This is a genomic window from Rahnella inusitata, from assembly GCF_018288855.1.
In the GTDB taxonomy this organism is placed as follows: Bacteria; Pseudomonadota; Gammaproteobacteria; order Enterobacterales; family Enterobacteriaceae; genus Rahnella; species Rahnella inusitata.
On sequence record NZ_CP065024.1, the window covers coordinates 2,364,252 to 2,388,777 of the forward strand.

The 24,526-nt window shown below is 53.1% G+C and carries 28 protein-coding genes; 15 read left to right on the forward strand and 13 right to left on the reverse strand.

Annotated features, from left to right (window positions below):
• The first annotated feature begins 51 nt into the window (after positions 1–51).
• Positions 52–1,263 (forward strand): serine hydrolase, encoded by a 1,212-nt coding sequence (locus I2123_RS11115; RefSeq protein WP_112168129.1) that lies wholly within the window; start codon positions 52–54, stop codon positions 1,261–1,263.
• A 73-nt stretch (positions 1,264–1,336) separates the two neighbouring features.
• On the opposite strand, the gene ybjG is transcribed toward I2123_RS11115, so the two are convergent.
• Together ybjG and I2123_RS11125 are read right to left on the reverse strand one after the other, a co-directional pair.
• Positions 1,337–1,942, reverse strand: coding sequence for an undecaprenyl-diphosphate phosphatase (gene ybjG / locus I2123_RS11120; protein ID WP_112168128.1), 606 nt, complete (start codon positions 1,940–1,942; stop codon positions 1,337–1,339).
• 289 nt (positions 1,943–2,231) lie between these two features.
• Entirely contained in the window at positions 2,232–2,966 is a 735-nt protein-coding gene (locus I2123_RS11125; RefSeq protein ID WP_213050444.1) for a class I SAM-dependent methyltransferase, read from the reverse strand.
• 87 nt (positions 2,967–3,053) lie between these two features.
• Between I2123_RS11125 and I2123_RS11130 the strand changes: the two genes are divergently transcribed.
• The 4 genes from I2123_RS11130 (at position 3,054) to I2123_RS11145 (ending at position 6,085) form a co-directional block, all read left to right on the forward strand.
• Positions 3,054–3,569, forward strand: a complete 516-nt coding sequence (locus tag I2123_RS11130) for a GNAT family N-acetyltransferase (protein WP_213050445.1) — start codon at positions 3,054–3,056, stop codon at positions 3,567–3,569.
• Positions 3,562–3,849 carry a hypothetical protein gene (locus I2123_RS11135; protein ID WP_112168125.1) on the forward strand — a complete coding sequence of 96 codons (288 nt, stop codon included), beginning with the start codon at positions 3,562–3,564 and terminating at the stop codon, positions 3,847–3,849. Before I2123_RS11130 ends, I2123_RS11135 begins: the two co-directional genes overlap by 8 nt.
• Positions 3,850–4,450: 601 nt before the next feature.
• Positions 4,451–5,560 carry a porin OmpC gene (gene ompC, locus I2123_RS11140; RefSeq protein WP_112168124.1) on the forward strand — a complete coding sequence of 370 codons (1,110 nt, stop codon included), beginning with the start codon at positions 4,451–4,453 and terminating at the stop codon, positions 5,558–5,560.
• 165 nt (positions 5,561–5,725) lie between these two features.
• Positions 5,726–6,085 carry a bleomycin resistance protein gene (locus tag I2123_RS11145; RefSeq protein WP_112168123.1) on the forward strand — a complete coding sequence of 120 codons (360 nt, stop codon included), beginning with the start codon at positions 5,726–5,728 and terminating at the stop codon, positions 6,083–6,085.
• 221 nt (positions 6,086–6,306) lie between these two features.
• Here the strand turns inward: I2123_RS11145 and I2123_RS11150 are convergent, their stop codons facing one another.
• Entirely contained in the window at positions 6,307–7,989 is a 1,683-nt protein-coding gene (locus I2123_RS11150) for an aspartate:alanine antiporter (protein ID WP_112168114.1), read from the reverse strand.
• Positions 7,990–8,316: 327 nt separating this feature from the next.
• Here I2123_RS11150 and ybjM point away from each other — a divergent pair, with 327 nt between their 5' ends.
• The gene (ybjM, locus tag I2123_RS11155; protein WP_112168113.1) at positions 8,317–8,691 is read left to right on the forward strand and encodes an inner membrane protein YbjM; all 375 of its coding nucleotides are present in this window, start codon (positions 8,317–8,319) and stop codon (positions 8,689–8,691) included.
• A gap of 136 nt (positions 8,692–8,827) precedes the next feature.
• Here ybjM and I2123_RS11160 read toward each other — a convergent pair whose 3' ends face one another.
• Complete coding sequence (locus I2123_RS11160; RefSeq protein WP_056769821.1) at positions 8,828–9,094, reverse strand: GrxA family glutaredoxin; 267 nt, start codon at positions 9,092–9,094, stop codon at positions 8,828–8,830.
• 279 nt (positions 9,095–9,373) lie between these two features.
• On the opposite strand from I2123_RS11160, the gene nfsA reads away from it, so the two are divergent.
• From nfsA to rlmC, 9 genes are all read left to right on the forward strand, one after another.
• Positions 9,374–10,096 (forward strand): oxygen-insensitive NADPH nitroreductase, encoded by a 723-nt coding sequence (nfsA, locus tag I2123_RS11165; protein ID WP_213050446.1) that lies wholly within the window; start codon positions 9,374–9,376, stop codon positions 10,094–10,096.
• An 18-nt stretch (positions 10,097–10,114) separates the two neighbouring features.
• The gene (rimK, locus tag I2123_RS11170; RefSeq protein ID WP_213050447.1) at positions 10,115–11,017 is read left to right on the forward strand and encodes a 30S ribosomal protein S6--L-glutamate ligase; all 903 of its coding nucleotides are present in this window, start codon (positions 10,115–10,117) and stop codon (positions 11,015–11,017) included.
• Between the two features lie 144 nt (positions 11,018–11,161).
• Complete coding sequence (locus I2123_RS11175; protein WP_112168110.1) at positions 11,162–11,647, forward strand: YbjN domain-containing protein; 486 nt, start codon at positions 11,162–11,164, stop codon at positions 11,645–11,647.
• 427 nt (positions 11,648–12,074) lie between these two features.
• Entirely contained in the window at positions 12,075–13,184 is a 1,110-nt protein-coding gene (potF, locus tag I2123_RS11180; RefSeq protein WP_112168109.1) for a spermidine/putrescine ABC transporter substrate-binding protein PotF, read from the forward strand.
• A 168-nt stretch (positions 13,185–13,352) separates the two neighbouring features.
• Positions 13,353–14,486, forward strand: a complete 1,134-nt coding sequence (gene potG / locus I2123_RS11185) for a putrescine ABC transporter ATP-binding subunit PotG (RefSeq protein WP_112168108.1) — start codon at positions 13,353–13,355, stop codon at positions 14,484–14,486.
• A 12-nt stretch (positions 14,487–14,498) separates the two neighbouring features.
• Positions 14,499–15,452, forward strand: a complete 954-nt coding sequence (gene potH / locus I2123_RS11190; RefSeq protein WP_213050448.1) for a putrescine ABC transporter permease PotH — start codon at positions 14,499–14,501, stop codon at positions 15,450–15,452.
• Positions 15,449–16,294 (forward strand): putrescine ABC transporter permease PotI, encoded by an 846-nt coding sequence (gene potI, locus I2123_RS11195; RefSeq protein WP_112168106.1) that lies wholly within the window; start codon positions 15,449–15,451, stop codon positions 16,292–16,294. Before potH ends, potI begins: the two co-directional genes overlap by 4 nt.
• A 52-nt stretch (positions 16,295–16,346) precedes the next feature.
• The gene (locus I2123_RS11200; protein ID WP_112168105.1) at positions 16,347–16,793 is read left to right on the forward strand and encodes a YbjO family protein; all 447 of its coding nucleotides are present in this window, start codon (positions 16,347–16,349) and stop codon (positions 16,791–16,793) included.
• 84 nt (positions 16,794–16,877) lie between these two features.
• Positions 16,878–18,020 (forward strand): 23S rRNA (uracil(747)-C(5))-methyltransferase RlmC, encoded by a 1,143-nt coding sequence (rlmC, locus tag I2123_RS11205; RefSeq protein ID WP_213050449.1) that lies wholly within the window; start codon positions 16,878–16,880, stop codon positions 18,018–18,020.
• A gap of 145 nt (positions 18,021–18,165) precedes the next feature.
• Here the strand turns inward: rlmC and fliR are convergent, their stop codons facing one another.
• From fliR to fliJ, 9 genes are all read right to left on the reverse strand, one after another.
• Positions 18,166–18,954, reverse strand: a complete 789-nt coding sequence (fliR, locus tag I2123_RS11210; RefSeq protein WP_213050450.1) for a flagellar biosynthetic protein FliR — start codon at positions 18,952–18,954, stop codon at positions 18,166–18,168.
• A 3-nt stretch (positions 18,955–18,957) separates the two neighbouring features.
• Complete coding sequence (gene fliQ, locus I2123_RS11215; protein WP_056769862.1) at positions 18,958–19,227, reverse strand: flagellar biosynthesis protein FliQ; 270 nt, start codon at positions 19,225–19,227, stop codon at positions 18,958–18,960.
• A gap of 161 nt (positions 19,228–19,388) precedes the next feature.
• Positions 19,389–20,141 carry a flagellar type III secretion system pore protein FliP gene (fliP, locus tag I2123_RS11220; protein WP_112168102.1) on the reverse strand — a complete coding sequence of 251 codons (753 nt, stop codon included), beginning with the start codon at positions 20,139–20,141 and terminating at the stop codon, positions 19,389–19,391.
• Entirely contained in the window at positions 20,138–20,569 is a 432-nt protein-coding gene (fliO, locus tag I2123_RS11225) for a flagellar biosynthetic protein FliO (RefSeq protein WP_112168101.1), read from the reverse strand. Before fliO ends, fliP begins: the two co-directional genes overlap by 4 nt.
• Entirely contained in the window at positions 20,569–20,985 is a 417-nt protein-coding gene (gene fliN / locus I2123_RS11230; protein WP_112168100.1) for a flagellar motor switch protein FliN, read from the reverse strand. Before fliN ends, fliO begins: the two co-directional genes overlap by 1 nt.
• Complete coding sequence (fliM, locus tag I2123_RS11235) at positions 20,978–21,994, reverse strand: flagellar motor switch protein FliM (protein WP_112168099.1); 1,017 nt, start codon at positions 21,992–21,994, stop codon at positions 20,978–20,980. The genes fliN and fliM overlap by 8 nt, the downstream gene beginning before the upstream one ends.
• A 7-nt stretch (positions 21,995–22,001) precedes the next feature.
• A complete protein-coding gene (gene fliL, locus I2123_RS11240) occupies positions 22,002–22,502 on the reverse strand; it encodes a flagellar basal body-associated protein FliL (protein ID WP_112168098.1) in 501 nt (166 codons plus the stop codon).
• 196 nt (positions 22,503–22,698) lie between these two features.
• A complete protein-coding gene (locus I2123_RS11245) occupies positions 22,699–24,057 on the reverse strand; it encodes a flagellar hook-length control protein FliK (RefSeq protein WP_213050451.1) in 1,359 nt (452 codons plus the stop codon).
• A complete protein-coding gene (gene fliJ, locus I2123_RS11250; RefSeq protein WP_112168096.1) occupies positions 24,054–24,500 on the reverse strand; it encodes a flagellar export protein FliJ in 447 nt (148 codons plus the stop codon). The genes I2123_RS11245 and fliJ overlap by 4 nt, the downstream gene beginning before the upstream one ends.
• Positions 24,501–24,526: the final 26 nt, after the last annotated feature.

Consider the following 24,526-nt stretch of genomic DNA (forward strand, 5'->3'; position numbering starts at 1 on the left):
GATTGAAAGATAAGATAAATTTCAGTAACCCGGACAAAAGCGCTGATACCTATGACTATTTCTTCCCAATTCAAACGGACTTTTATTTACGCGCTGGGCGGCGGAGTAATGTTGCTTTCCCTTCCTGCCGCTCAGGCCGACAATGCCCCGGTGGCACCTCAGGTGAACGCAAAATCCTGGGTGCTGATGGATTACAACAGCGGAAAAATCATCGCTGAATCAAACCCTGATACGCGCCTCGACCCGGCCAGCCTGAGTAAAATCATGGTCAGCTACGTGGTCGGTCAGGCTATCAAATCCGGCAAAATCAAATCCGACGATCTGGTTTCCGTAGGCAACGATGCCTGGGCGACCGGCAATCCGGTGCTGCGCGGATCTTCCCTGATGTTCCTCAAGCCGGGCGACCGCGTGCCGGTTTCCGAACTCAATAAAGGCATTGTTATCCAGTCAGGTAACGATGCAAGCATCGCGCTGGCGGATTTCGTGGCGGGAAGCCAGGATTCTTTCGTCAATCTGATGAACCGTTACGCGGAGCAGCTGAAGCTGCAAAACACCCATTTCAAAACGGTACACGGGCTGGATGCTGACGGGCAATACACCTCGGCCACCGACATGGCACTGCTGTCGCAGGCGCTGATCCGCGATACGCCGGAAGAATATGCGCTGCATAAAGAGAAAGAATTTACTTTCAACCACATCAAGCAAATTAACCGTAACCGCCTGCTGTGGAGCAGCAATCTCAACGTTGACGGCATCAAAACCGGCTACACCTCTGGCGCGGGCTACAATTTAGTGTCTTCTGCCAGTGACTCCACCGGTATGCGTCTGATTGCGGTAGTGATGGGCGCGCCGAGTGACCGCATTCGCTTTAACGAAAGCGAGAGCCTGCTGACCTGGGGCTTCCGCTTCTATGAGACGCTGACGCCAATCAAAGCCGGTGATGCCTTTACCAGCCAGCGGGTCTGGTTTGGTGATGAGAAAATGGTGCCGCTGGGTGTCGCGGAAAATGCTTCGCTGACCATGCCGAAAGGCCAGCTGAAAAATCTGAAAGCCAGCTTCAACCTGACCACGCCGCAGCTCGAAGCCCCGCTCGCGAAAAATCAGGTCGTCGGTACGGTTGATTTCAGTCTGGACGGCAAAGTTATCGAACAACGCCCGCTGGTCGCTTTGCAGGAAGTGAAAGAAGGGGGCTTCTTCAGCCGTATCTGGGACTTTGTGATGATGAAAATCAGCGGACTGTTTGGCAGCGTATTTGGCAAATAACTGACGTTGCAGCAAATAAAAAGCGAGGCTCACAGAGCCTCGCTTTTTTATATCCACAATGTGTATTTCTTAATTAGCCGCGTACCCAACCTTTGCGAATAGGGAAGGCAAATCCGAAGCGGTAAACCTTACACATCAGCGCGTTAATCTGCTCGCCGAACAGGTTCCATACCAGCTGTGAGAACAGGCAGCCGAGCATCCCGACCAGTAATCCTCCCAGCATATCCAGCGGCCAGTGCACGCCAAGATAGACCCGCGACCAGGCGATGCCGAGCGCGGTGACCATTAGCAATGCCCCTGACCACAAACGGTGCCAGAACAGGAACGACAGCGCGAAGGTGAAGATCGCCGTGCCGTGATCGCTCGGGAAGGAGTCATCAGGTGAATGATGCAGGAAGTTATAACCGAAGCCTTCGACAAAAGGGCGTGCATGCGGGAAAAGTTCCGACAGGGCTTTGGCGGTGGCCATCGCGAACAACAGCGCTATGGCGGTTTTGCTGACCAGCTCGCGTTGCTGACCGATGTGCTCGCGATGGCCCCACAGCCACAGTCCGATAATCAACACGGGGACGATCATTATCAGATCATCCGCCAAAAATATCGCCAGCTTAATCAGTGCCTCCGGCGAAGCCGGCGTTGCGTTAATCCATAAAAAAAGCAGATGGTTCAACTGCTCCATAAACGTACCCTCATCAACAAAAGGCTAAAAGAGCCTTAAAAATGTTCCAGTAACAGACTGACAACACATCTAAAAGTGAGTTCCACGTTAGTTTATGCTGCCGTTAACGTACAGAGGGGATCGTCTGAATATCGAATTCATTGATGCGCTGTATAGTTTCCCGATGTGACTGAATTTATACGAGGGAGCTTAACAAAACCTTAAGCAGGCGGGAGGACGAGCCTCCCGGCAAAAATGCCTGACAAAAAAGTGAAAGAAAACGTGTCGGACGTGGTCGTGAGAAAGGGTATTAGCGAGGTTTTTGAACGGACATCAGGAACAGCATCGGGCGTTCGGCTTCTTCGGCCAGCGCAGGAACGGCGGCGATCTGCTCAGCGGAAGGTCCCCATTCGTTCAGCTCGCGGATAACGAAACCTGCATTAATCAGCAAACTGATATAGGTGCCCAGCGTGCGGTGCTGTTTGATGACACCTTCGGCAAACCAGTTTGTGATGCGTTTACCTTCGCGCTGATAGCCATCAAGCGGCCAGCTTTTCTGCCCGCGCTCATCAATATGCCAGCCGGGATTCGACGGCGCGTTATAGATCGGGTGTTCAGCCGAGAAAACAAAAGATCCACCGGGCGATAACGCACGATATACCGTGTCGAGCAGCGCAGGCAGCGCCACGATGTAATGCAGCGTGAGGGAACTGTAGGCCAGTTCAAACGCATTTTCGGGTAGCGTCAGGCTTTCGAGATCTTGCCGCACATAGCGGATCCCCGGATCCGAGGTCATTGATCGCGCCTTCGCCAGCATTTTCTCCGACACGTCCAGACCCAGCACGTCTTCAGCGCCCAGTTCCCGCGCCTCGCGGCAGAACCAGCCGTAACCGCAACCGAGATCGACCACACGGCCACCTTCGACATTATTCAGCATCGCTTTCAGTGACGGCCATTCGGGCGCACCAGCAAGACCGAACTGCGAGCGGCCCAGCTGGGCGTAACCCTCAAAAAAAGCCTGATCGTCGTAAATGTTTTGCGTCATAAGAATGACTCCTATAAAAATAATCTTAATTGCCAATTCATTTTGGCCGAAACAGTGTAAATAAAATCAGAAAGGGAGAGCAACAGGGTGGAGATTCGGCAGGCGGTAATTGAAGATTTGATCACGTTACAACAGCTGGGCAGGGAGACCTATCGTCACTATTTTGGCGATTTGTGGCACAATAGCGACGAACTGGAAGCCTTTCTGGCGCATGATTTTGGCGATGAAGAAATGCAGAGCAGTTTGCAGGATGCCCGTTACCGCTGGATTATCGCGCTGGAACAAGGCAATGCCATCGGGTTTGCTAAACTTCATTTTGATCAACCGCTGGGAATTGCAAAAGGCCAGGGGGCGAAACTTTGCAAACTCTATTTCACGCCGCAAAGTCGCGCGCGCGGTGCCGGATCACGGGTGTTTGCCGCCGTGGAAGCCGCAGCCAGAGAACGTCAGCAGCCAGTCTTGTGGCTGGACGTGTTGCAAAGTAATCTGCCCGCCATAGGGTTTTATCAGCGTCAGGGCATGCATCAGGTGATTGAAAGTGCCTATGTAACAAAAACGCAAACCACCAAATTGTGGATCATGAAAAAGGATATCGATGATTAAATTACGCCTCGGCGGTCTGTTCATCACTCTGGAAGAGGGCGAGGATATTCCTTACGCGCCGGAGTATTGTGAGCATTATACCTACCTTATTCGTCCGGCAGATGGCGTATATGAGATTTTGCGTTATGACGCCTATTCCGGCTGGCACAAACGCCCTGATCAGAATTTTGAAGACGGCCATCAGGCCTTTGTGTTTGCTTATAAGGCGTACGAAAAGGAATGGAATCAGACTGACGGACGTTTAGGCGGTAAAGATCAGCGACTCGAACGCATCTTGTAATATTGCCACCGTGCACGAAGTATAAAAAACCACCGTCCGGGTGGTTTTTTATTGTCAGAAAAAAATACCGGAGGGCAACAATAAGAACTATTTCCCCGGATCAGATTATTCACATCGGTAAAATATGACTATGTTAAACGCAATAATAACGTTAAGAAACAACGCAAGATATACAAAACCTTACAATCCCGGAAGGCCGCATGACGGAAAAAACAGGGTAAGGCAGGGGATGAATTGCGTAATAATAGTCATTTTTTAATAAGATGTACCTAAAATAAAATTATAAAAATCAGTGGATGCGCTACATATAATGCATTGAAATTCATGTGTATTATATTTACATCTTAAGTTTTTTTCAGGCGAAGTATTGGTGGATCAGCCAGCAGATGTTAATAGTATTGTTGCTCGGCGTTATTTTTCTAAATCATTCTTAAACGAAAACTATTTCAAATAATTACTGGTTGCAACGGAACTTATCCTCGTTTATTTTGACGTCCATCTGCTCCGGTTCTGAAGAAGATATAAAGCTTCGCAGTAAGGAGTAATAAAACTTGCCTGACGGCAAATAATACAATTTATAAATTGATCAAGGATATTGATGATGAAATTGCGCGTACTTTCTCTGGTAATCCCGGCACTGATGATGGCAGGCACCGCAGGCGCTGCTGAAATTTATAATAAAGACGGCAACAAACTTGACCTCTACGGTAAAATTGACGGCCTGCACTATTTTTCCAATGACAATGGTTCCGACGGTGACCAGTCGTATATGCGTTTCGGTCTGCGCGGCGAAACTCAAATCAGCAACGAACTGACCGGTTACGGCCAATGGGAATATCAGGCTGCGCTGAATAAAGCGGAAAGCGATGATGCGAATAACTTCACCCGTGTGGGCTTCGCCGGTCTGAAATTTGCTGAGTTCGGTTCACTGGATTATGGCCGTAATTACGGCGTGATGTACGACGTCGCAGCATGGACCGACGTTCTGCCTGAGTTCGGCGGTGATACTTACGGCGCAGACAACTTCATGTTCCAGCGTGCCAACGGCGTCCTGACTTACCGTAACCAGAACTTCTTCGGCATGGTCGATGGTCTGGATGTTGCGGTGCAGTATCAGGGTAAAAATGGCAGCGCCACTGAAACCAACAACGGTCGCGACGTGCTGGCTCAAAACGGCGACGGCTACGGCATGTCCCTGTCATATGATCTTGGCGAAGGCTTCAGTGCTGCCGCTGCGATGATGGCATCTGACCGCACCAACGAACAGAACGGCCGCAACAATTCAGCGATTCTGGGTAACGGCGACAAAGCCACTGCTTACAGCGGCGGCCTGAAATACGATGCCAACAATGTTTATCTGGCAGCGATGTACACCCAGAGCTACAACGCCAACCGCTTCGGTTCAGCGGGCAGCAAGGCTTACGGGTATGCAGATAAAGCGCAGAACTTTGAAGCCGTTGCACAATACCAGTTTGACTTCGGTCTGCGTCCGTCGGTTGCCTACGTGCAGTCACACGCAAGAAGCGTTGAAGGTTATGGTAAACAAAACCTGACCAAGTATGTTGATGTCGGCGCGTCTTACTTCTTCAACAAAAACATGCTGACCTACGTCGATTACAAAATTAACCTGATGGACGACACCCGTCTGACCCGTGATGCCGGTATTGCTACCGACGATATTGTCGCGGTAGGTTTGGTTTATCAGTTCTGATAAACCGTTTATTGCCCACATTTATTCGGGCCTGTTAGTCTGCTGTGTCTAATTCCCTTCCCGTTTGGGAAGGGTTTTTTGTTTAGCGTTACACATTTAATTTTCCTGCGACCTCATGCATCATGGCTTATCCTTTGATAAACCTGAAATTCGCCGAGGCCCGTCATGACCGATCACGCCACACCCAATCTTCCTTCCCGCAATTTTGAAGAAACCCAGCGCTTTTACGGCAGCTTCGGTTTCACTAAAACCTACGTCGACGACAGCTGGCTGATCATGGTTCGCGGCGGCATCATTCTGGAATTTTTCCTGCATCCCGACCTCGATCCGGCGACCAGCTGGTTCAGTTGTTGCCTGCGCGTCGATGATGCCGATGCGATGTTCGCGGACTTCAAGGCCGCCGGAATCGGTGAAGATCCGCATACGCGTCCCTGTGTCCATCTGCCCGAAACCCAGTCATGGGGCATGAAAATGGGCGTAATGATTGATATTGATGGAACGCTGGTAAGGGTGATTGAGAACTGAGGGGCGTTGCAGCAAGGTGACGACAAAATTCAGATAATAAAAAACCCGGGAATCTTGAACCTAAAAAGGCGGGATTCACGGGCTCTCCAAATTTGGGGACTTCAAAGAAAAGCAGTGGCACTAATTAAGACTGCTGCCCTCTGTAAAAGTTCGTTTCATGTGGCAAAAATATAAAAAAATTATTGATTTTATTTTACCACATTACACTTCAATGAGTTACGTCATGCTCCCGGCCAGATGATCACGATCAATGTCCCGGCCAGCGTCAGTAATACGTTAGCGATAGCGTAGGTTCCGGCGTAACCGAGTGCCGGAATGTTGCTTCGCGCGGTATCACTTATGATCTCCATCGCGGGCGCACAGGTTCGCGCTCCCATGATCGCGCCAAACAGCAAGGCCCGGTTCATCCGCAGGACGTAAGCTCCAAAGATGAAGCAGATGATAACCGGCACCAGGCTGACGATAAGCCCCGAGATCAGCATCTGTCCGCCGATGGCGCCCAGTCCGTTATTGATCCCCGCACCGGCGCTCAGGCCGACACCCGCCATAAAGACCATCAGGCCAAACTCTTTCACCATGTTTAGCGCACCTTGCGGGATATAGCCGAAAGTAGGGTGGTTGGCACGCAGGAAGCCGAGCATGATACCGGCGAACAGCAGACCGGCGGCATTACCAATGCCGAAGCTGAAGTTTTTAAACTGGAAGGTGATGAGGCCAATCATCAGGCCGACGATAAAGAAGGCACAGAAGGCCAGCAGGTCGGTGACCTGACTGTGTACGGAGATAAACCCGATGCGGTCTGCCACACTTTTTACACGACGTGCATCACCGCTGACCTGCAATACATCGCCTTTATTGAGCACAATGCTGTCGTCGATCGGCATTTCTATCTGGCTGCGGATAACGCGGTTAAGGAAGCAACCCTGATCGGTGAGGTTTAGCTGGCTCAGACGTTTACCGACCGCATGATTGTTTTTCACCACCACTTCTTCGGTCACGATGCGCATATCGAGCAGGTCGCGGTCAAAGACTTCTTTGCCGTTGCGGAAACTAGGATCAAGACGCGAATGTGCATCCGGATAGCCGACCAGCGAAATCTCATCGCCGACCTGTAACACCGCGTCACCGTCGGGCGTCGCTAAAATCCCGTTACGGCGGATACGTTCGATATAGCATCCGGTCTGGCGGTAGATCCCCAGTTCGCGAAGGTTTTTGCCGTCAGCCCAGGCCACCAGCTCCTGGCCAACGCGGTAGGCGCGGATAACCGGCAGATAGACTTTGCGTTTGCTGTCAGTATCCAGACCGCGTTCGCGGGCGATTTGCTGGGCGCTGGTCGGTAAATCCTGGTGTTGCAGTTTTGGCAGGTAGCGCGCGCCGAAGATCAGGCTGACCAGCCCGATGAGATAGGTCAGGGCGTAGCCGAGGCTCAGGTTATCGAGCTCAGGACCGAGGAGTTTGTTGCCGCCCATGGTGTTACGCAGCGTATCTCCCGCGCCCACCAGCACCGGCGTGGAGGTCATGGAACCGGCGAGCATACCGGCGGTGAGGCCGATGTCCCAGCCGAAGAACCGCCCAAGTCCGAGTGCCAGCAACATGGCGGTGCCGACCATCACCAGCGCCAGCATGAAGTAGTTTTTGCCGTCGCGGAAGAAAATCGAAAAAAAGTTGGGTCCGGCTTCAACGCCGACGCAGAAAATAAACAGCATAAAGCCGAGATTTAGCGCTTCGGTGTTAATACTGAAATGCTGCTGGCCTAAAAGCAGGGAAACCACTAATACGCCGATAGAATTTCCGAGCTGGACAGAGCCCAGACGCACTTTTCCAAGGCACAGACCGAGCGCCAAAACTACAAATAATAACAGGATGTAATTCCCGTTTAACAAACTAGCGACGTTTATATTCACAAGGATAACTTATTGTTTACCAACAAATTCTTGATATGGGAGAATGTAAAGGATAAATTCAGAAAGAGAAAAATCCTAACCCGTTCTTACCGTGGTTGCGCAGTGCAGACGACGGGGAAAAGCAGGTTTCGGGCGTCATTTTAGTCACAGAACGTCTCTACAGCCAGAGAAAAGCCCGGATAAAATGATGTAAACACTTAATTTGTGTTACGCGGGATTGCGTGGCACGTCAGGGAAAGGAGTCAGAAGGCTCATTCAGGTAACAGAACGCATCAGAGGCATTGAACACAGCCTGTGAAAACTCGCCAACTTTAGGGAGGAAGTAAAATGGCACTTTGGCGCACGGTCAGAGCCCCTGTACTTTGCTGTATATTTTTTATCGTGATTTTTATTTCATTAAAAAATAGTTGGATCGTTGTCAGAACCACCGCGCCCGGACCTGAATACGGTCTGCTGCTCTTCCTGTTGCCCGGCATTGTGACGGCACTGATTGCCAGGGAGTCGCCGATATTTTCTTCTTTTATCGGCGGGCTGACGTCGATACCCGTTTGCTTTTTACTTCGCTGGGTGTTTTTCCCTCGCTTACGTCCGCTGGTGCAGGAAATCGCCTACGCCACCAGCGCGATATTCTGGTGTGTGCTCGGCGCGATGCTGGTCCAGCTGCTGATTACGGTGTACCAGCAGTTCAGGCAACCGAGATAAATACTGGATTCTCGCTAAAAGAAAAGGCGCTCAGTGAGCGCCTTTTTGCTGTGTGTATCTTCTTTTTTTTGACTAAACCAGTGAATTACCGGCTCAGTGACTGACAAGCGTTACAGAACGATTAATTGCAGAACAATTAGTTGCTGAACAGTGCCAGATGTTCTTTCGCGTAAGCTTCGAAATCAGTGAAGCCGCCAATGTGTTGCTGATCGAGGAAAATTTGTGGAACCGTTTCAACCGGTTTACCGACAGTTTTTTCCAGGTCGGCTTTGGTGATGCCTTCTGCATGGATGTCGATGTAGCGGAAGTTGAAATCATCACGTTCTTCAGTCAGTTTTTCAGCCAACTCTTTTGCACGTACACAATAAGGACAGCCAGGGCGCCCGAAAATTACTGCAAACATGGAGACTCCTTTGTTTGTTTTAAAAAATGAATGAAAAGGAAATGATTCGTTTTGTTAACTGCATCACCTTTTTGATGTCGCTACTATGCCTGTTGCAAACCATAAAAAAAAGCAGGAATTACCTGTCAGTCCGATACCTTTGACCTATCCAAATGAACCTGCAGGTATTTTTAGGGACTGCACATTGTTACAGCATTTAGATCCCGAAACCTTGCAAACTGTGCTCAGTGCATCAATCATTGAGCGCTGATGTTTACACTTTTAGTCCAAGGACTCTTCATGACACCGACTATCGATCTCCTGCGTTCACACCGCTCCATTCGTGCTTTTACCGATAAGCCTGTGTCTGACGAACAGCGCGAGGCGATTATTGCCGCCGCTCAGGGCGCATCGACGTCCAGCTTTTTGCAATGCTCTTCAATTATCCGCATCACCAGTCCTGCACTGCGCGAAAAACTGGTCGGCTACACCGGCGGTCAAAAATACGTGGCCAGCGCCGCTGAATTTTGGGTTTTCTGCGCCGATTTCAACCGTAATCAGCAGATTAATCCTGAAGCGGAACTAGGTCTTGCAGAACAACTGTTGCTGGGCTGCGTTGATACTGCACTGATGGCGCAGAACGCCATGACAGCGGCGGAATCTCTGGGGCTCGGCGGCGTATTTATCGGCGGGATCCGCAACCAGGTCGAAGACGTTGTGGCGCTGCTGAAATTGCCAAAATTTGTCATGCCGCTGTTTGGTTTCTGCATCGGCACGCCTGCGCAGGATCATCAGGTGAAGCCACGCATGCCGCAGTCTTTACTGGTGCATGAAAACAGTTATCAGCCGGTGGATAAAGCCGTGCTGGCGCAGTATGACGAAGAACTGAGCGAATATTATCTTCAGCGCGACAGCAACGCCCGTCGCGATACCTGGAGTGATTTGATCGTTCGTACGCTTAAAAAGGAACAGCGTCCGTTTATGCTGGACGCATTGCATAAACAAGGCTGGGTAACGCGCTAATCGGCGACGGAGTGTCGGATGAAGATTGCAATTCTTTCCCGTGACGGGTCTTTGTATTCGTGCAAGCGCCTGAAGGAAGCGGCACAGAGCCGGGGGCATGAGATCGACATTATCGATCCGTTGTCATGCTATATGAACATCAATCCGGCCGCGCCGAGCGTGCATTATCGCGGGCGTCAGCTGGATATTTATCATGCGGTGATCCCGCGCATCGGGTCGGCTATCACCTTTTACGGCACCGCTGTGCTGCGTCAGTTTGAAATGCTGGGCAGCTTTCCGCTCAACGAATCAGTGGCGATCACCCGTGCGCGCGACAAATTACGCTCGATGCAGATTCTGGCGCGGGAGGGGATTGATTTACCGATCACCGGATTTGCCAATGCGCCCGACGATACGTCAGATCTCATTGCGCTGGTCGGTGGCGCACCGCTGGTGGTGAAACTTGTGGAAGGCACGCAGGGCATTGGCGTGGTGCTGGCGGAAACCCGTCAGGCGGCGGAAAGCGTAATTGATGCGTTTCGCGGGCTGAATGCGCACATTCTGGTGCAGGAATATATCCGCGAGGCTCAGGGGCGGGACATCCGCTGTCTGGTGATTGGCAAACGCGTGGTCGCGGCGATCGAGCGGCAGGCTAAACCGGGGGACTTCCGTTCCAATCTTCATCGCGGCGGAACGGCGGCGAAGGTAAACATCACGCCGCAGGAAAAAGAGATTGCCGTCAAAGCCGCGCAGACGCTCGGGCTGGACATTGCCGGGGTGGATATTCTGCGGGCGCATCGCGGGCCACTGGTGATGGAGGTCAACGCCTCGCCGGGGCTGGAAGGCATCGAAACCACCACCGGGCTGGACATCGCCGGGATGATGATCGACTACATCGAGCAACGTGCGAAACCGGGTTTTCGCTTAAAATCCGGCGGCTAAATCTCAATTGATCGGCCTAATGTTGACGAACCCGGTATTGATCGTAGCGCTGGCCGGTATAATTCCGTAAGCTATCGCCCCTTCGTAACGCCGTGTGCGTAGCGAGTAGGGGTTATTTTCGTTGTTGAACTCGTGAGGCATTCTATGGATTCGCTCATCGTCCCTGATTTGGCGCTGCTACGGCGCTGGCTTGATCAGCTGGGCATTTCTTTTTTCGAGTGTGATTCCTGTCAGGCTCTCCATCTGCCGCATATGCAGAATTTCGATGGCATTTTTGATGCCAAGCTCGACATTGTGGACAACGTGATTTTATTCTCGGCGCTGGCCGAAGTGAAACCGACGGCGCTTATCCCGCTGGTAGCCGATTTAAGCTCGATCAATGCCAGCTCCCTGACCATTAAAGCCTTCGTCGATATTCAGGATGACAATCTGCCGAAGCTGATTGTTTGCCAGTCGCTGACCATCGCGGTGGGCGTTACGCATGAGCAATTCTCTTTCTTCCTGCAACAGGCAGAAGAACAGATGTCGATGATCATTCTCGAAGCCCATGCTAATGACTTGCTGTTTATCGGTGATGACGAAGAAGACGGCGCACCTGCGGCATCGGTCAATCTGCCTTTTCTTCACTGATTCGTTTTACTCTTTTCTCTCTCCTCTGAAGATCCTTCCCTGCGAGCCGTATCAACCACGGCTCCGCTGCCTTTATTCGCTTTCACGATAAGTTATGCTGCCGTTTACCCAATGTTGCACTATATTTCACTTTGTTAATGGCAAAAATGCCAGACGGACTACAGCAAATTTGCATAAATAATCGATAAACGCCGGTTTTGTCTCAGGAGGCTGGTACACGGGGGTTGCAGACGCTATGCTTCTGACTCTGCATCACGCGTGATTACGTCGTAAAACCAAACGGTTAATTCGCAGGCAGCGTATTCGTCAACATTGAATGCCTATGCATATTTTATAGGATTCGGTTGGCCTGGTAGTGAAGGGTTTTGTATCCATCCCAGTGATACAAATTCATTGATATATTCCCCTGTCTTGGAGGTAGTAACGGATGTTCACCCTGCGTAAAAAGTGGTTATCGGGTGTTGTCGCCGGTCTGGTTATGGCCGCGTCCGTCACAGCGTCTGCGGAAGAGAAAACGCTGCATATCTATAACTGGTCCGATTATATCGCGCCAAACACCGTGCCTGATTTCCAGAAGGAAACCGGCATCAAAGTGGTTTACGACGTGTTTGATTCCAACGAAGTGCTGGAAGGCAAACTCATGGCCGGCAGCACTGGCTTTGATCTCGTGGTGCCCTCGGCCAGTTTCCTTGAGCGCCAGCTCTCGGCGGGTGTGTTCCAGCCGCTGGATAAAAGCAAACTGCCTAACTACAAAAACCTCGATCCCGACCTGCTGAAAATGGTCGCGCAACACGATCCGGGCAACAAATACGCCATTCCTTATCTGTGGGCGACCACCGGTATCGGCTATAACGTCGATAAAGTGAAAGCGGTGCTCGGTAAAGATGCGCCGGTCGATAGCTGGGATCTGGTTCTCAAGCCTGAAAACTTAGAGAAGCTGAAAAGCTGCGGCGTGTCGTTCTTAGACGCACCGGCAGAAATCTACGCGACCGTACTCAACTATCTTCATCTTGATCCGAACAGCACCAAAGCCTCTGATTACACCGGGGCGGCGAACGATCTGTTGCTGAAACTGCGTCCGAACATCCGTTATTTCCACTCTTCCCAGTACATTAATGACCTGGCGAACGGCGATATTTGTGTGGCGATCGGCTGGGCTGGGGATGTCATGCAGGCGTCTAACCGCGCGAAAGAAGCGAAAAACGGCGTGAACGTGGCTTACAGCATTCCGAAAGAAGGCGCGCTGGCGTTCTTCGACGTGTTTGCTATCCCGAAAGATGCCAAAAACCTCGACGAAGCCTATCAGTTCCTCAACTACCTGATGGAGCCGAAAGTCATCGCGCAGGTCAGTAACACCGTTTACTACGCCAGCGGCAACAAAGCCGCTACGCCACTGGTCAATGAAGAGGTGCGTAACAATCCGGGCATTTATCCGCCAGCGGATGTGCAGGCCAAACTGTTCAGCCTGAAAGTTCAGGATCCGAAGATTGACCGTGTCATCACAAGATCATGGACCAAAGTTAAGACAGGTAAATAGTACCGTTTAAAAAAGGTCAGGAAGACTTTTCAGCGGCTCCGCAGAATCACGGCGGGGCCGCTGACGTTTTGTCCGGGATGACGTTTGGGCATACGGATCAGGCACTTTTCCCCCTGACTGTTATGCTTATTTGAACCTGCTTTATTTTGATACCGGAGATTTCTCTGAGTGAACGACGCTATTCCCCGCCCGCAGCCTAAGTCCCAGAAAGGTTTCACGCCTTTGCTGGAGATCCGTAATTTAACCAAGTCTTTTGACGGCCAGGCCGCCGTGGATGACGTCAGCCTGACCATCTATAAAGGCGAGATTTTCGCACTGCTCGGCGCGTCCGGCTGTGGTAAATCGACGCTGCTGCGCATGCTGGCAGGTTTCGAGCAGCCGACGCAAGGGCAGATTGTCCTTGATGGCGTTGATCTCTCGCAGGTACCGCCGTATCAGCGACCAATCAACATGATGTTCCAGTCCTACGCGCTGTTCCCGCACATGACGGTGGAACAGAACATTGCGTTCGGGCTCAAGCAGGACAAATTACCCTCAGCGGAAATCAAAAGTCGCGTGGCGGAAATGCTGACGCTGGTGCACATGCAGGAATTCGCTAAACGTAAGCCACATCAGCTCTCCGGCGGTCAGCGTCAGCGCGTGGCGTTGGCCCGTAGCCTGGCGAAACGTCCGAAATTATTGCTGCTTGATGAACCTATGGGGGCGCTGGATAAAAAACTGCGCGACCGGATGCAGCTGGAAGTGGTGGATATTCTTGAGCGCGTTGGCGCGACCTGCGTGATGGTGACGCACGATCAGGAAGAAGCCATGACCATGGCGGGGCGTATCGCCATCATGAACCGCGGTAAGTTCGTGCAAATTGGCGAACCGGAAGAAATTTATGAGCATCCGACCAGCCGCTTCAGCGCAGAGTTTATCGGCTCAGTGAACATATTCGAAGGCGTTTTGAAAGAACGTCTGGACGATGCGCTGATCCTGACCTCGCCGGGCTTAATCCATCCGCTGAAAGTCGATGCCGACGCGTCAGTGGTGGACGGCGTACCGGTATTTGTGGCGCTGCGCCCGGAAAAAATCATGCTGTGCGAAGACGTGCCGGAAGACGGCAGCAACTTTGCGGTCGGTGAAGTGGTGAACATCGCGTATCTGGGCGACCTGTCTATCTATCACGTCAGATTGCACAGCGGTCAGATGATCACAGCACAGCTGCAAAACGGCCATCGTTTCCGCAAAGGCATGCCAACCTGGGGCGACGAAGTGCGCCTGTGCTGGGAAGCCGACAGCTGCGTCGTGCTGACTGTTTAAGGGGCGCTGAATATGTCTGTCATTTCTGAACAACCGGTCAGTAAACCTCCGGGTGGATTCAAAGTTTTCATTGGCCGTCTGCAACAACGTCATGGCCGCAAGCTGGTTATCCTGCTGCCGCTGGTGTGGTTCCTGCTGCTGTTTTTACTGCCGTTCCTGATTGTTTTCAAAATCAGTTTTGCGGAGATGGCGCGCGCCATTCCGCCGTATACCGATCTGGTCACTTTCTCAGACGGCATGCTGGATATCGCACTGAACATCGGCAATTACATCTCACTGACCGACGATCCGCTGTACATCGAAGCCTATCTGCAATCGATTCAGGTGGCGGCTGTCTCAACGGCGCTGTGTCTGGTAATCGGTTATCCGCTGGCGTGGGCGGTGGCGCACAGTAAAGTGTCGACGCGGAATATTTTGTTGTTGCTGGTGATTCTGCCGTCGTGGACGTCGTTTTTGATCCGCGTCTATGCGTGGATGGGCATTCTGAAAGACAACGGCGTGCTTAACAACGTACTGCTGTGGCTGCACGTTATCGATCAGCCGCTGGTTATCCTGCATACCAATCTGGCGGTCTATATTGGCATTGTGTATTCGTATCTGCCGTTTATGGTGCTGCCGATTTACACCGCGCTGACCCGCATGGATTACTCGCTGGTAGAGGCGTCGCTGGATCTCGGTGCGCGGCCACTGAAAACCTTCTTCAAGGTGATTATGCCGCTGACCAAAGGCGGAATTATCGCCGGTTCTATGCTGGTGTTTATTCCGGCGGTGGGGGAATACGTGATCCCGGAACTGCTGGGCGGACCGGACAGCATTATGATTGGGCGTATTTTGTGGCAGGAATTCTTCAATAACCGCGACTGGCCGGTGGCCTCTGCGGTGGCGGTGATCATGCTGTTGCTGCTCATCATGCCAATTCTGTGGTTCCACAAATACCAAAACAAAGAGCTGGGAGATAAAGAATGAATAAGTTACCGGTTGTCCGTTCGCCGTGGCGAATTCTTATTCTGATCATCGGCTTTACGTTTTTGTATGCGCCGATGCTGATGCTGGTTATTTACTCGTTCAACAGCTCCAAGCTCGTTACGGTCTGGGCGGGCTGGTCTACCCGCTGGTATACTCAGCTTTTCCATGATTCCGCGATGATAAGCGCGGTCGGCATGAGCCTGACGATTGCCACCGCCGCGGCGACAATGGCGGTGATTGTCGGCACGCTGGCCGCTGTCGTGATGGTGCGTTTCAGACGTTTTCGCGGCTCGACCGGGTTTGCTTTTATGCTCACCGCGCCGCTGGTCATGCCTGATGTCATTACCGGGCTGGCGCTGTTACTGCTGTTTGTGGCGATGGGGCACGCCTTTGGCTGGCCTGCGGAGCGTGGCATGTTTACCATCTGGCTGGCGCACGTGACGTTTTGTAGCGCCTACGTCGCCGTGGTGGTGTCGGCGCGGTTACGCGAGCTGGATCGCTCTATCGAAGAGGCGGCGATGGATTTAGGGGCAGCGCCGCTGAAGGTGTTCTTCATCATCACGCTGCCGATGATTCTGCCTGCTCTGATTTCCGGCTGGCTGCTGGCGTTTACGCTGTCGCTTGACGATCTGGTGATCGCCAGCTTCGTCGCCGGACCGGGTGCGACCACCTTGCCGATGCTGGTCTTTGCCAGTGTGCGCATGGGCGTCAATCCGGAAATCAACGCACTGGCGACGCTGATCCTGCTGGTGGTGGGCATTATCGGCATGATTGCGTGGTGGTTTATGTCACGGGCTGAGAAACAACGGATTAAAGAGATACAACGCGCTGCGCGAGGATAGTGTCCTCATTGACTTAACATTAAAACCAGGAACAAGGAGATAACAAGGAAGTATGAAATTAGCATTTATCCCCGTTCCTGTAATGATTGGCGCGTCGGCGATTGTGGCGACGCGCCTGCTGGAATTCATCTTACTGTTTGATGCAATGGGTTTTTCCGGCCTGATGAGTTTTATCGAGGTCAGCGCTGAATCCTGGCTGAACTGCATCATCATGCTCGCCAGTATGCTGATCATTCTGGTGGAATGCCGGGCGGCATACGCGATGATGCGCGCGCGCCGCTGGGGACGCTGGGCGTTCATCGGCTGTCAGGCGATTGTTGTCAGCTACATGCTGCTCGCGTCATTCGACTGGTTCGGACCGCGCATCTTTCGCTTTAACGTCGAAACACAGGGCGAATTCCTGTATGCGCTGCTGATGCAAAAAATCCCCGATATTCTGGTGCTGCTGTTGTTGTTTGTGCCCGCCAGCAGTCAGCGGTTCTTTGCGCGCTATAAATAGCCTGTACTGCTGATGAGCCTTTCCTGCCGCGTGGTGGTACACTGCGCGCCAGTTTTTTCCTGCTTTGAACACCGGAACCTTTTCATGCATTGCGCTCTCTACACCGCCGGAACCTGTCGCTCCTGCCAGTGGCTCGACAAACCTTACTCCCGCCAGCTGGCCGATAAACAGCAAGACCTGCACGATTTGCTGAGCGGAATGCCGGTAGGGGAGTGGTGCGAACCGGTAACAGGCGAAGAGCGCGAATTTCGCAATAAAGCCAAAATGGTGGTCAGTGGCAGCGTGGAGCGTCCGCTGCTCGGCATGTTACATCGCGACGGCACGCCGGTGGATTTGTGCGATTGCCCGCTGTATCCGGCCAGCTTTCCGGCGGTCTTTGCCGTACTCAAAACCTTTATCGCCCGCGCAGGTCTGACGCCCTATAACGTCGCGCGTAAACGCGGCGAATTGAAATTCCTGTTGCTGACCGAAAGCCAGAAGGACGGCGGCATGATGCTGCGGTTTGTCCTGCGTTCAGAGACCAAACTGACCCAACTGCGCGCGGCGTTGCCGTGGCTGCAACAGCAGCTGCCGCAGTTGAAGGTTATTTCCGCCAATCTTCAGCCGGTGCATATGGCGATCCTCGAAGGGGATACGGAAATTCCTTTGACTGACGTTCAGCGTCTGGAAGAGGAATTCAACCATGTGCCGCTGTTTATTCGCCCGCAAAGCTTCTTCCAGACCAATGCGCAGGTGGCGGAAAAACTGTACGCCACGGCGCGCGATTGGGTGCGTGAGTGCGGTAACATCGGCAGTATGTGGGATCTGTTCTGCGGCGTCGGTGGTTTTGGTCTGCACTGCGCGACACCCGACATGACGCTGACCGGGATCGAAATCAGTGCCGAAGCCATCTCGTGTGCAAAAGAATCCGCCGCGCGGCTGGGGCTGCGAAACGTTGAATTTCAGGCGCTGGACTCCACCGGTTTTGCCACCGGCAAAGGAGAAGTGCCGGACCTGGTCCTGGTTAATCCGCCACGTCGCGGCATTGGAAAAACGCTGTGCGATTACCTGAGCCAGATGGCGCCTGCGACGGTACTCTATTCCAGCTGCAATGCGAAAACTATGGCAGCCGATCTGGCCTTGCTGCCGGATTACCGCATCGAACGCGTTCAGTTGTTCGACATGTTTCCGCATACCGCACATTATGAAGTAATGGCATTACTCATTCGCGAGTCAGCCGATAAATAACCGTACCAGACCCCCTTTTCTTATTATTCCCGTAAGCTACGTGAATGAATAAGCATGACCAAACTGTAAGTAATTTCTAATTGAAGGCCAAAAGTAATAATAGTCAGCACGTCGTGTTTTATTTAAGACGTTAGCCTGAGGATTATTAACGCCCGGTCGCCAACTGATTCATCACCAGTACCAGTTTATCGAAGACTTCGCTGAACAGATGTTCGCTGAAAGGGGCGAGCAGGGGCATCATCATACCGATGGAGAGAATGCCGATACTGAGCGTCAGCGGGAAGCCTATCACGAAAACAGAAAGCTGCGGCGCGACGCGGTTGAGGATGCCGAGCGCCATGTTCAGCGTCAGCAGCAGGGTGACAATCGGCAGCGCCAGCATCAGGCCGCCGCTGAACACGATGCTGCCCGCCTGGGCGACCGCCATAAAACCTTCTGCATTCATCGGATTCGGGTTAATCGGCAGGGTATGGAAACTGTCGGCAAGCAGAGAAATCAGCCACAGATGGCCGTTGAAACTCAAAAACAGCAGCACTGCCAGCAGATTGAGAAACTGGGCCAGCAGCGGTGAGTTCAGGCGGTTGCTGGGGTCGTAAAAGGTCGCAAAGGAAATACCCATTTGCAGCCCCATGATTTCACCGGCCATGCGGATTGCGGCGAACGCCAGCTGCATGGTCAGGCCGAGCGCAGTGCCTATCATAATTTGTTGCATGGTCAGCCACAGCGCGGGTGTGGAGAAAATCGGTGTATCGACCACCGGCAGTGCGGGTGCAATCAGAAAGGTGATCATCGCTGCGAGACCAATTTTCACCTTTTTGGGCACCTGCTTTTCACTGGTGATAGGCGCAGTACTGATCAGCGCCAGAATGCGCAGCATTGGCCAGAAATACATACTCAGCCAACCGGCTAACTGGGTGCTGTCGAAGGAAACCATGCGTTAACCGATGATGTAGGGCAGGCTGGAAAACAGCGTGCGCATATAATCAAGCAGCAGGTTGAGCATCCACGGACCGGCGATAACGATAGTGGCAACCACCGCCAGAATCTTCGGGATGAAGGAGAGGGTTTGTTCGTTGATTTGCGTCGCAGCCTGCAGCAGGCTGACGATAAGACCGGTCACCAGCGCCGCCAGCAGCAGCGGGGCAGCGACAGCCAGCGCGACTTTCATCGCTTCATTGCCTATCGCCATAACTGATTCAGGAGTCATTTCTTTTATCTCATAAAAGACGTTGTTCAGCTCCCTCCCCTGCGAAGGGGAGGGTTGGGGTGGGGTATTAAAGGCAACTCAGATGCCGCCTGCGATACCCCCTCCCAACTTCCCCCTTCGCAGGGGGAGGCGCAAAATAGCTCTCATCCGAAGAGGCGCCGCTAACTGTAGAAGCTCTGCGCCAGCGATCCGAGCAGCAGCTGCCAGCCATCAACCAGCACGAATAACATCAGTTTGAAGGGCAGTGAGATGGTCGCGGGTGGCACCATCATCATCCCCAGCGCCATCAGGACGCTGGCGACCACCAAATCGATAATCATGAACGGGATAAATACGGTGAAGCCGATCTGGAAAGCCGTTTTCAGTTCGCTGGTGACGTAAGCGGGTAACAGGATCCGCATCGGCACCGCTTCGGGACCGGCCAGCGGCGGCAGGTTGGCGAGACGGGCGTAGAGTGCGAGATCGGTTTCACGGGTCTGGCGCAGCATGAATTCACGCAGCGGCTGAGCACCTTTGTCCATCGCATCCTGCATGCTGATTTTGTTTTCGGTAAACGGCTGATAGGCGTCGGTATAGATTTTGTCGAAGACCGGCGCCATGACGAAGAAGGTCAGAAACAGTCCCAGGCCGAGCAGCACCTGATTTGGCGGTGCGGACGGCGTACCCAGCGCATTTCGCAGCAAACCCAGAACAATAATAATGCGGGTAAAGCTGGTACACATCAGCAGCATCGCAGGGAGCAGCGTCAGCGTAGTGATGAACACCAGCGTCTGAATCGGCAAAGACCAGTTCTGTGCGCCGTTGGCCATTTGCTGGCTGATGATGCCCGGTAATTGCGCGAAGGCTGACGGGCTGATGAATAATAACAGCGGCAGACACAGGCGGGTGATCAAGGGGGATTTCAAAAAGGTCATGCCTGCTTTCCCGGACGTTTTAACATTTTTTGCATCAGCTGACGAAAATCCGCGGGCAGTTCTGCGGCACTCACCGCAGGGGTGTCCACCGGCGGCGCGCTCAGAGTGTGCAGCGGCGTGATGCTGTGGGCGGTCACACCCAGAACCAGCCAGGTATTGTCCACTTCCACAATCACCACTTTTTCACTGCGCCCGACCTGACAGCTGGACGTGATTTTCAGCAGCTTGTTATTTTTTGCCTGTGGTGCCAGACCGGTGCGTTTAGCCACCCAACCGATAAACAGGATCAGCAGCAGAATGCCGCCGAGCACCGAACTGACCTGAGTCAGCACGGAACTGGCGGGAACCACCGGCGCTGAGGCCTGCGTTGTGGCATGGTTTGCCGGGCCGGAAATGTACGGAGAATCCGTCGCGGCGTTCTGGTTCATCAGCGGCTCAGACGACGCATACGTTCTGACGGCGTGATGATATCGGTGATGCGCACGCCGTATTTATCGGCCACGACCACGACTTCACCCTGAGCAATCAGGTAACCGTTGATCAAAATATCCAGCGGCTCACCGGCCAGGCCGTCAAGGGAGACCACGGAACCCTGCGACAGACGCAGCAACTCTTTGATGGTCATCTTGGTGCGGCCTAATTCCACGGTCAGTTTCACCGGAATGTCGAGGATCATGTCGATATCCTGCAAACCACCGGCTCCTTCCTGGGCGCCCAGCGCGGCGAAAACACCCTCGGTTGACGCTTTGGCGCTGCCCGCAGATTGTTGTTCGTTAAACGCATCAGCCCATAAATCGTCAACGTTTTCCGATCCCGCGTCAGACGGTTTATTGGTGTCACTCATGGGGCTGTTCCTCATCTAGAGAATTTAAAATTGGGTTGATCAAATGTTCAACGCGCAGAGCGTATTGTTCGTTTAAGGTGCCGTATTTGCTGGTCAGCACCGGCACGCCGTCGACGTGGGCGATCAGGCGATCCGGTTTTTCAATCGGCAGCACATCGCCCGGTTGCAGTTTCAGGATCTGGGACAAACGCAGCGGGATTTCGACGAAATTCGCCACCAGTTCCAGCTCGGATTGCTGAACCTGCGTGACCAGATTTTCGCGCCACTGGCTTTCTTCATGACGGGAGTTTTCAACCGGTGGATTGGTCAGCAACTCACGAATTGGTTCGATCATGCTAAACGGAATACAGATGTTGAAATCACCGCTCAGGGCACCGATTTCCACATGGAACGGCGTCGTGATCACGATATCGTTCGGGGAAGAGGTGATGTTGGTGAATTTGATCTGTAATTCTGCACGCACGTATTCGACGCTCAGTTTGTAGACGCCGCTCCAGGCATCTTCATAGGCGTCAAGCGCCAGCGTCAGCATGCGTTTAATCACGCGCTGCTCGGTGTGGGTGAATTCACGCCCTTCCACCTTGGTCGGAAAACGACCATCGCCGCCGAACAGGTTATCCACCGCGATAAACACCAGGCTTGGCGCGAACACAAACAATGCCGTGCCGCGCAGAGGCTTAAGGTGGATCAGGTTGAGGTTGGTCGGCACCGGCAGGTTGCGGGCAAAATCGTGATAAGGCTGAATTTTGATCGGCCCGACGGTGATGTCCGGGCTGCGGCGCAACAGGTTAAATAACCCCATACGGAAATGACGGGCAAAACGCTCGTTAATAATTTCCAGCGCCTGCAGACGTTCACGCACAACACGGCGTTGCGTCGTCGGGTCAAAAGGTTTTACGCCGTCATCGGCCGCCTGATTTTTGGCGTTGGTGGTTTCAGGCGCGCTGTCGCCGCTGTCACCGTTGAGCAGTGCGTCGATCTCGGCCTGTGAAAGAATGCTGTCGCCCATAATTTGATTATCGCAGTATGAAAGCAGTGAAAAGCACGTCGTTGATCACCTGTGGGGGCTGACCTTTGACCAGGGGCACGTCCAGAACTTGTTTGATTTCCTGCACCAGTTGTTGCTTGCCGGTTTCACTGACTAAATCCGACGTTTTCTGACGAGAAAGTAGCAACAGCAAGCGGCTGCGCACTTCGGGCAGGTACTCATTAAGAACCGCGCGGTTCTTTTCATCCGGCAGACGCAGGGTCAGGCCGATGTAAAGCACACGGTCAGGATCGTTATCCGGCGTTTGCAGGTTGACGGTGAAGGTATCCAGTGCCAGGAAAATAGGCGGTACTGGCGGTTCGTTTTTCTTCACTTCGGCAGTCTGTGAACCCGGAGCCGACTGCTGTTTGTGCAACATCCACCAGGCGTAACCCGCCGCACCACAAGCACCAATGGCCACCAGTAAAAGCAGAATCATCAAAAGCGGTCGCTTTTTTTTGCGCGAGGCCGAGAGAGCAGAGTCAGACATGGATGAGGCGATTTCCTGTAAGTATGAGCAGGTCAGCTGAGGAAGGCTCAACCTGCTGAGTCAATTCTGAGAATGATTATCCCGCTTATCCTGTTGTTCAATAGTCAGAATAGGCGGGAAAAATAAGGTCAGCTCTGCCGTTTGAATTAAGTGAACACTGACCGTCAGTAATTACCTGAAACAATTTTGCGAACAATTACGCAAAGATATCGACGCTGTTGTTACCGCTGATACGTTGCGCGAGGGAGGCTGGAACCGGTAAAGCGTCCGCCGCTGAGTTCACACCGCCCGCATTAAAGGCCGCCCAGCTGGAGGCGTTCCCCTGCTGAGAACCGGATTGTGAATTTTGCTGCTGCGCCTGTTGCCATTGCGAGCTGTCGCTGCCGACGCTGCTCTGGCCGAGGCTGATGCCGTTATCCGCCAGCGCCGTTTTCAGATCCGGCATCGCGGCTTCAATGGCAGAACGCACTGCGCTGTGGCCGGAAACAAAGTGCAGCTGCGCCTGATTGTTTTCGATCTTCATGCTGACCTGAATGGAGCCCAGATCCTGTGGATGCAGACGCAGTTCGGCGCTCTGTAACCCCTGACGATTGAACATCATCACTTGCTGACCGAGCTGCTGCTGCCATTCTGGTGTGCCCAGCTGGGCGTTAAGCAATGGCGTGCTCGGGCTGTTGACCACGCTGGTGGTGGTCGGCGTGGTGGACACCGGCGCCGAAGAGACGGCCACGGCGGCGTTATTCACCAGATTTTGGATGCCATCGGTTGTGCGACTTTCGGTTTGCGGCGTTAGCGCTGCATTACCGGTCGCGGCGGTCATGGAGGCCAGCGCGCTGCTGAAATCCGGGGTCGCCGCGGAAGAGCTCTTGCTGGCAGTATGCGTCGCAGCAGGGGTCGCTGCGGCGCTGTCAGTCACGGCTGTTTTGCCGTCATCGGTCAGTAAGGACGATGCGGAGGTCAGCCCGGCGAGCAACGCGCTCTTTTTATCGGCATCCGTGGCGTCACCGGACGTTGCCGTTTGCGTGAGCGCTGCGGTCGCGGTCTGCACCTGCTGAGCCGGTTGCTGTTGCGCCGCCAGCTGGGCGAAAAGCGCCTGCACTGGCAGGTTGGTCGTGTCATCTGCTTTGCTGTCTTTATCTTTATCCGTCAGCGCAGCGGTTTTCACCGACGAGGGATCCGTGCCTTTCAGGCTGCCGTTAGGCAACAGCTGGATCGCCGCAATCATTTTGCTCAGATCACTGTCATCAAGGGTCAGGCTGCCATCTTCTTCACCGGTGGTCACCGCCTGAGTGAGCGTGGTTTTATCCACCGTCTGGCCTTTAGCGCTGATCTTCTGGCCGAGCTGCGAGAGCTGGCTGGCAAGTTTAGGGTCGAGCTTTTCGCCGAGCTGCGCCTGCAACTGAGTGGCAAAATCTGTCGTCACACCCGTCGTGGAGGTACCCCCGGCGGAGGTGCCATCAGAGGCCGTGGCAGAAGAGGAGGCCGCACTGCCGGACGCAGCAGAGACGGTGGTTTTTGCCGTGGTAACGGCCGCAGGCAATATATTCAGATTCATAGCATTTTTTTCCTGTAAGCGCTGCGTTGGGCAAATTCATCGTTCTGCTTTTGATCCATTTTGTTCTCATGCGAACGCTGCTGTTCACTGGCCCGGGTTTGCAGGGTCTGATAGGCGTTCAGCCGCTGTTGCTTATCCTGCCACTGGTTTACCGCCGCATTCAGCCGCTGGTCCCACTGCTGCAACTGTCTGCGGTGCTGATCAATGGCGACTTCCAGCGTGCCGATAAACTGCTGGTAGTTTTGCCAGGTATTCGCCGCAATCCCGCCGGTCATGGTGTTATTGAGTTTGTCGCGATACTCGCGCTGATAGTTGAGCAGCATGGTGAGCTGCTCTTCAGCCTGAGTATGCGACTGCCTGATTTGCCCTAAATGATTGGTCGCCTGATCCAGCGCTTTTTGCGCCAGAGAACAAAGGGTGATCAATGGTGATGAGTTTTCCATCTGATTTACCTTTATCGGTTAAAAAT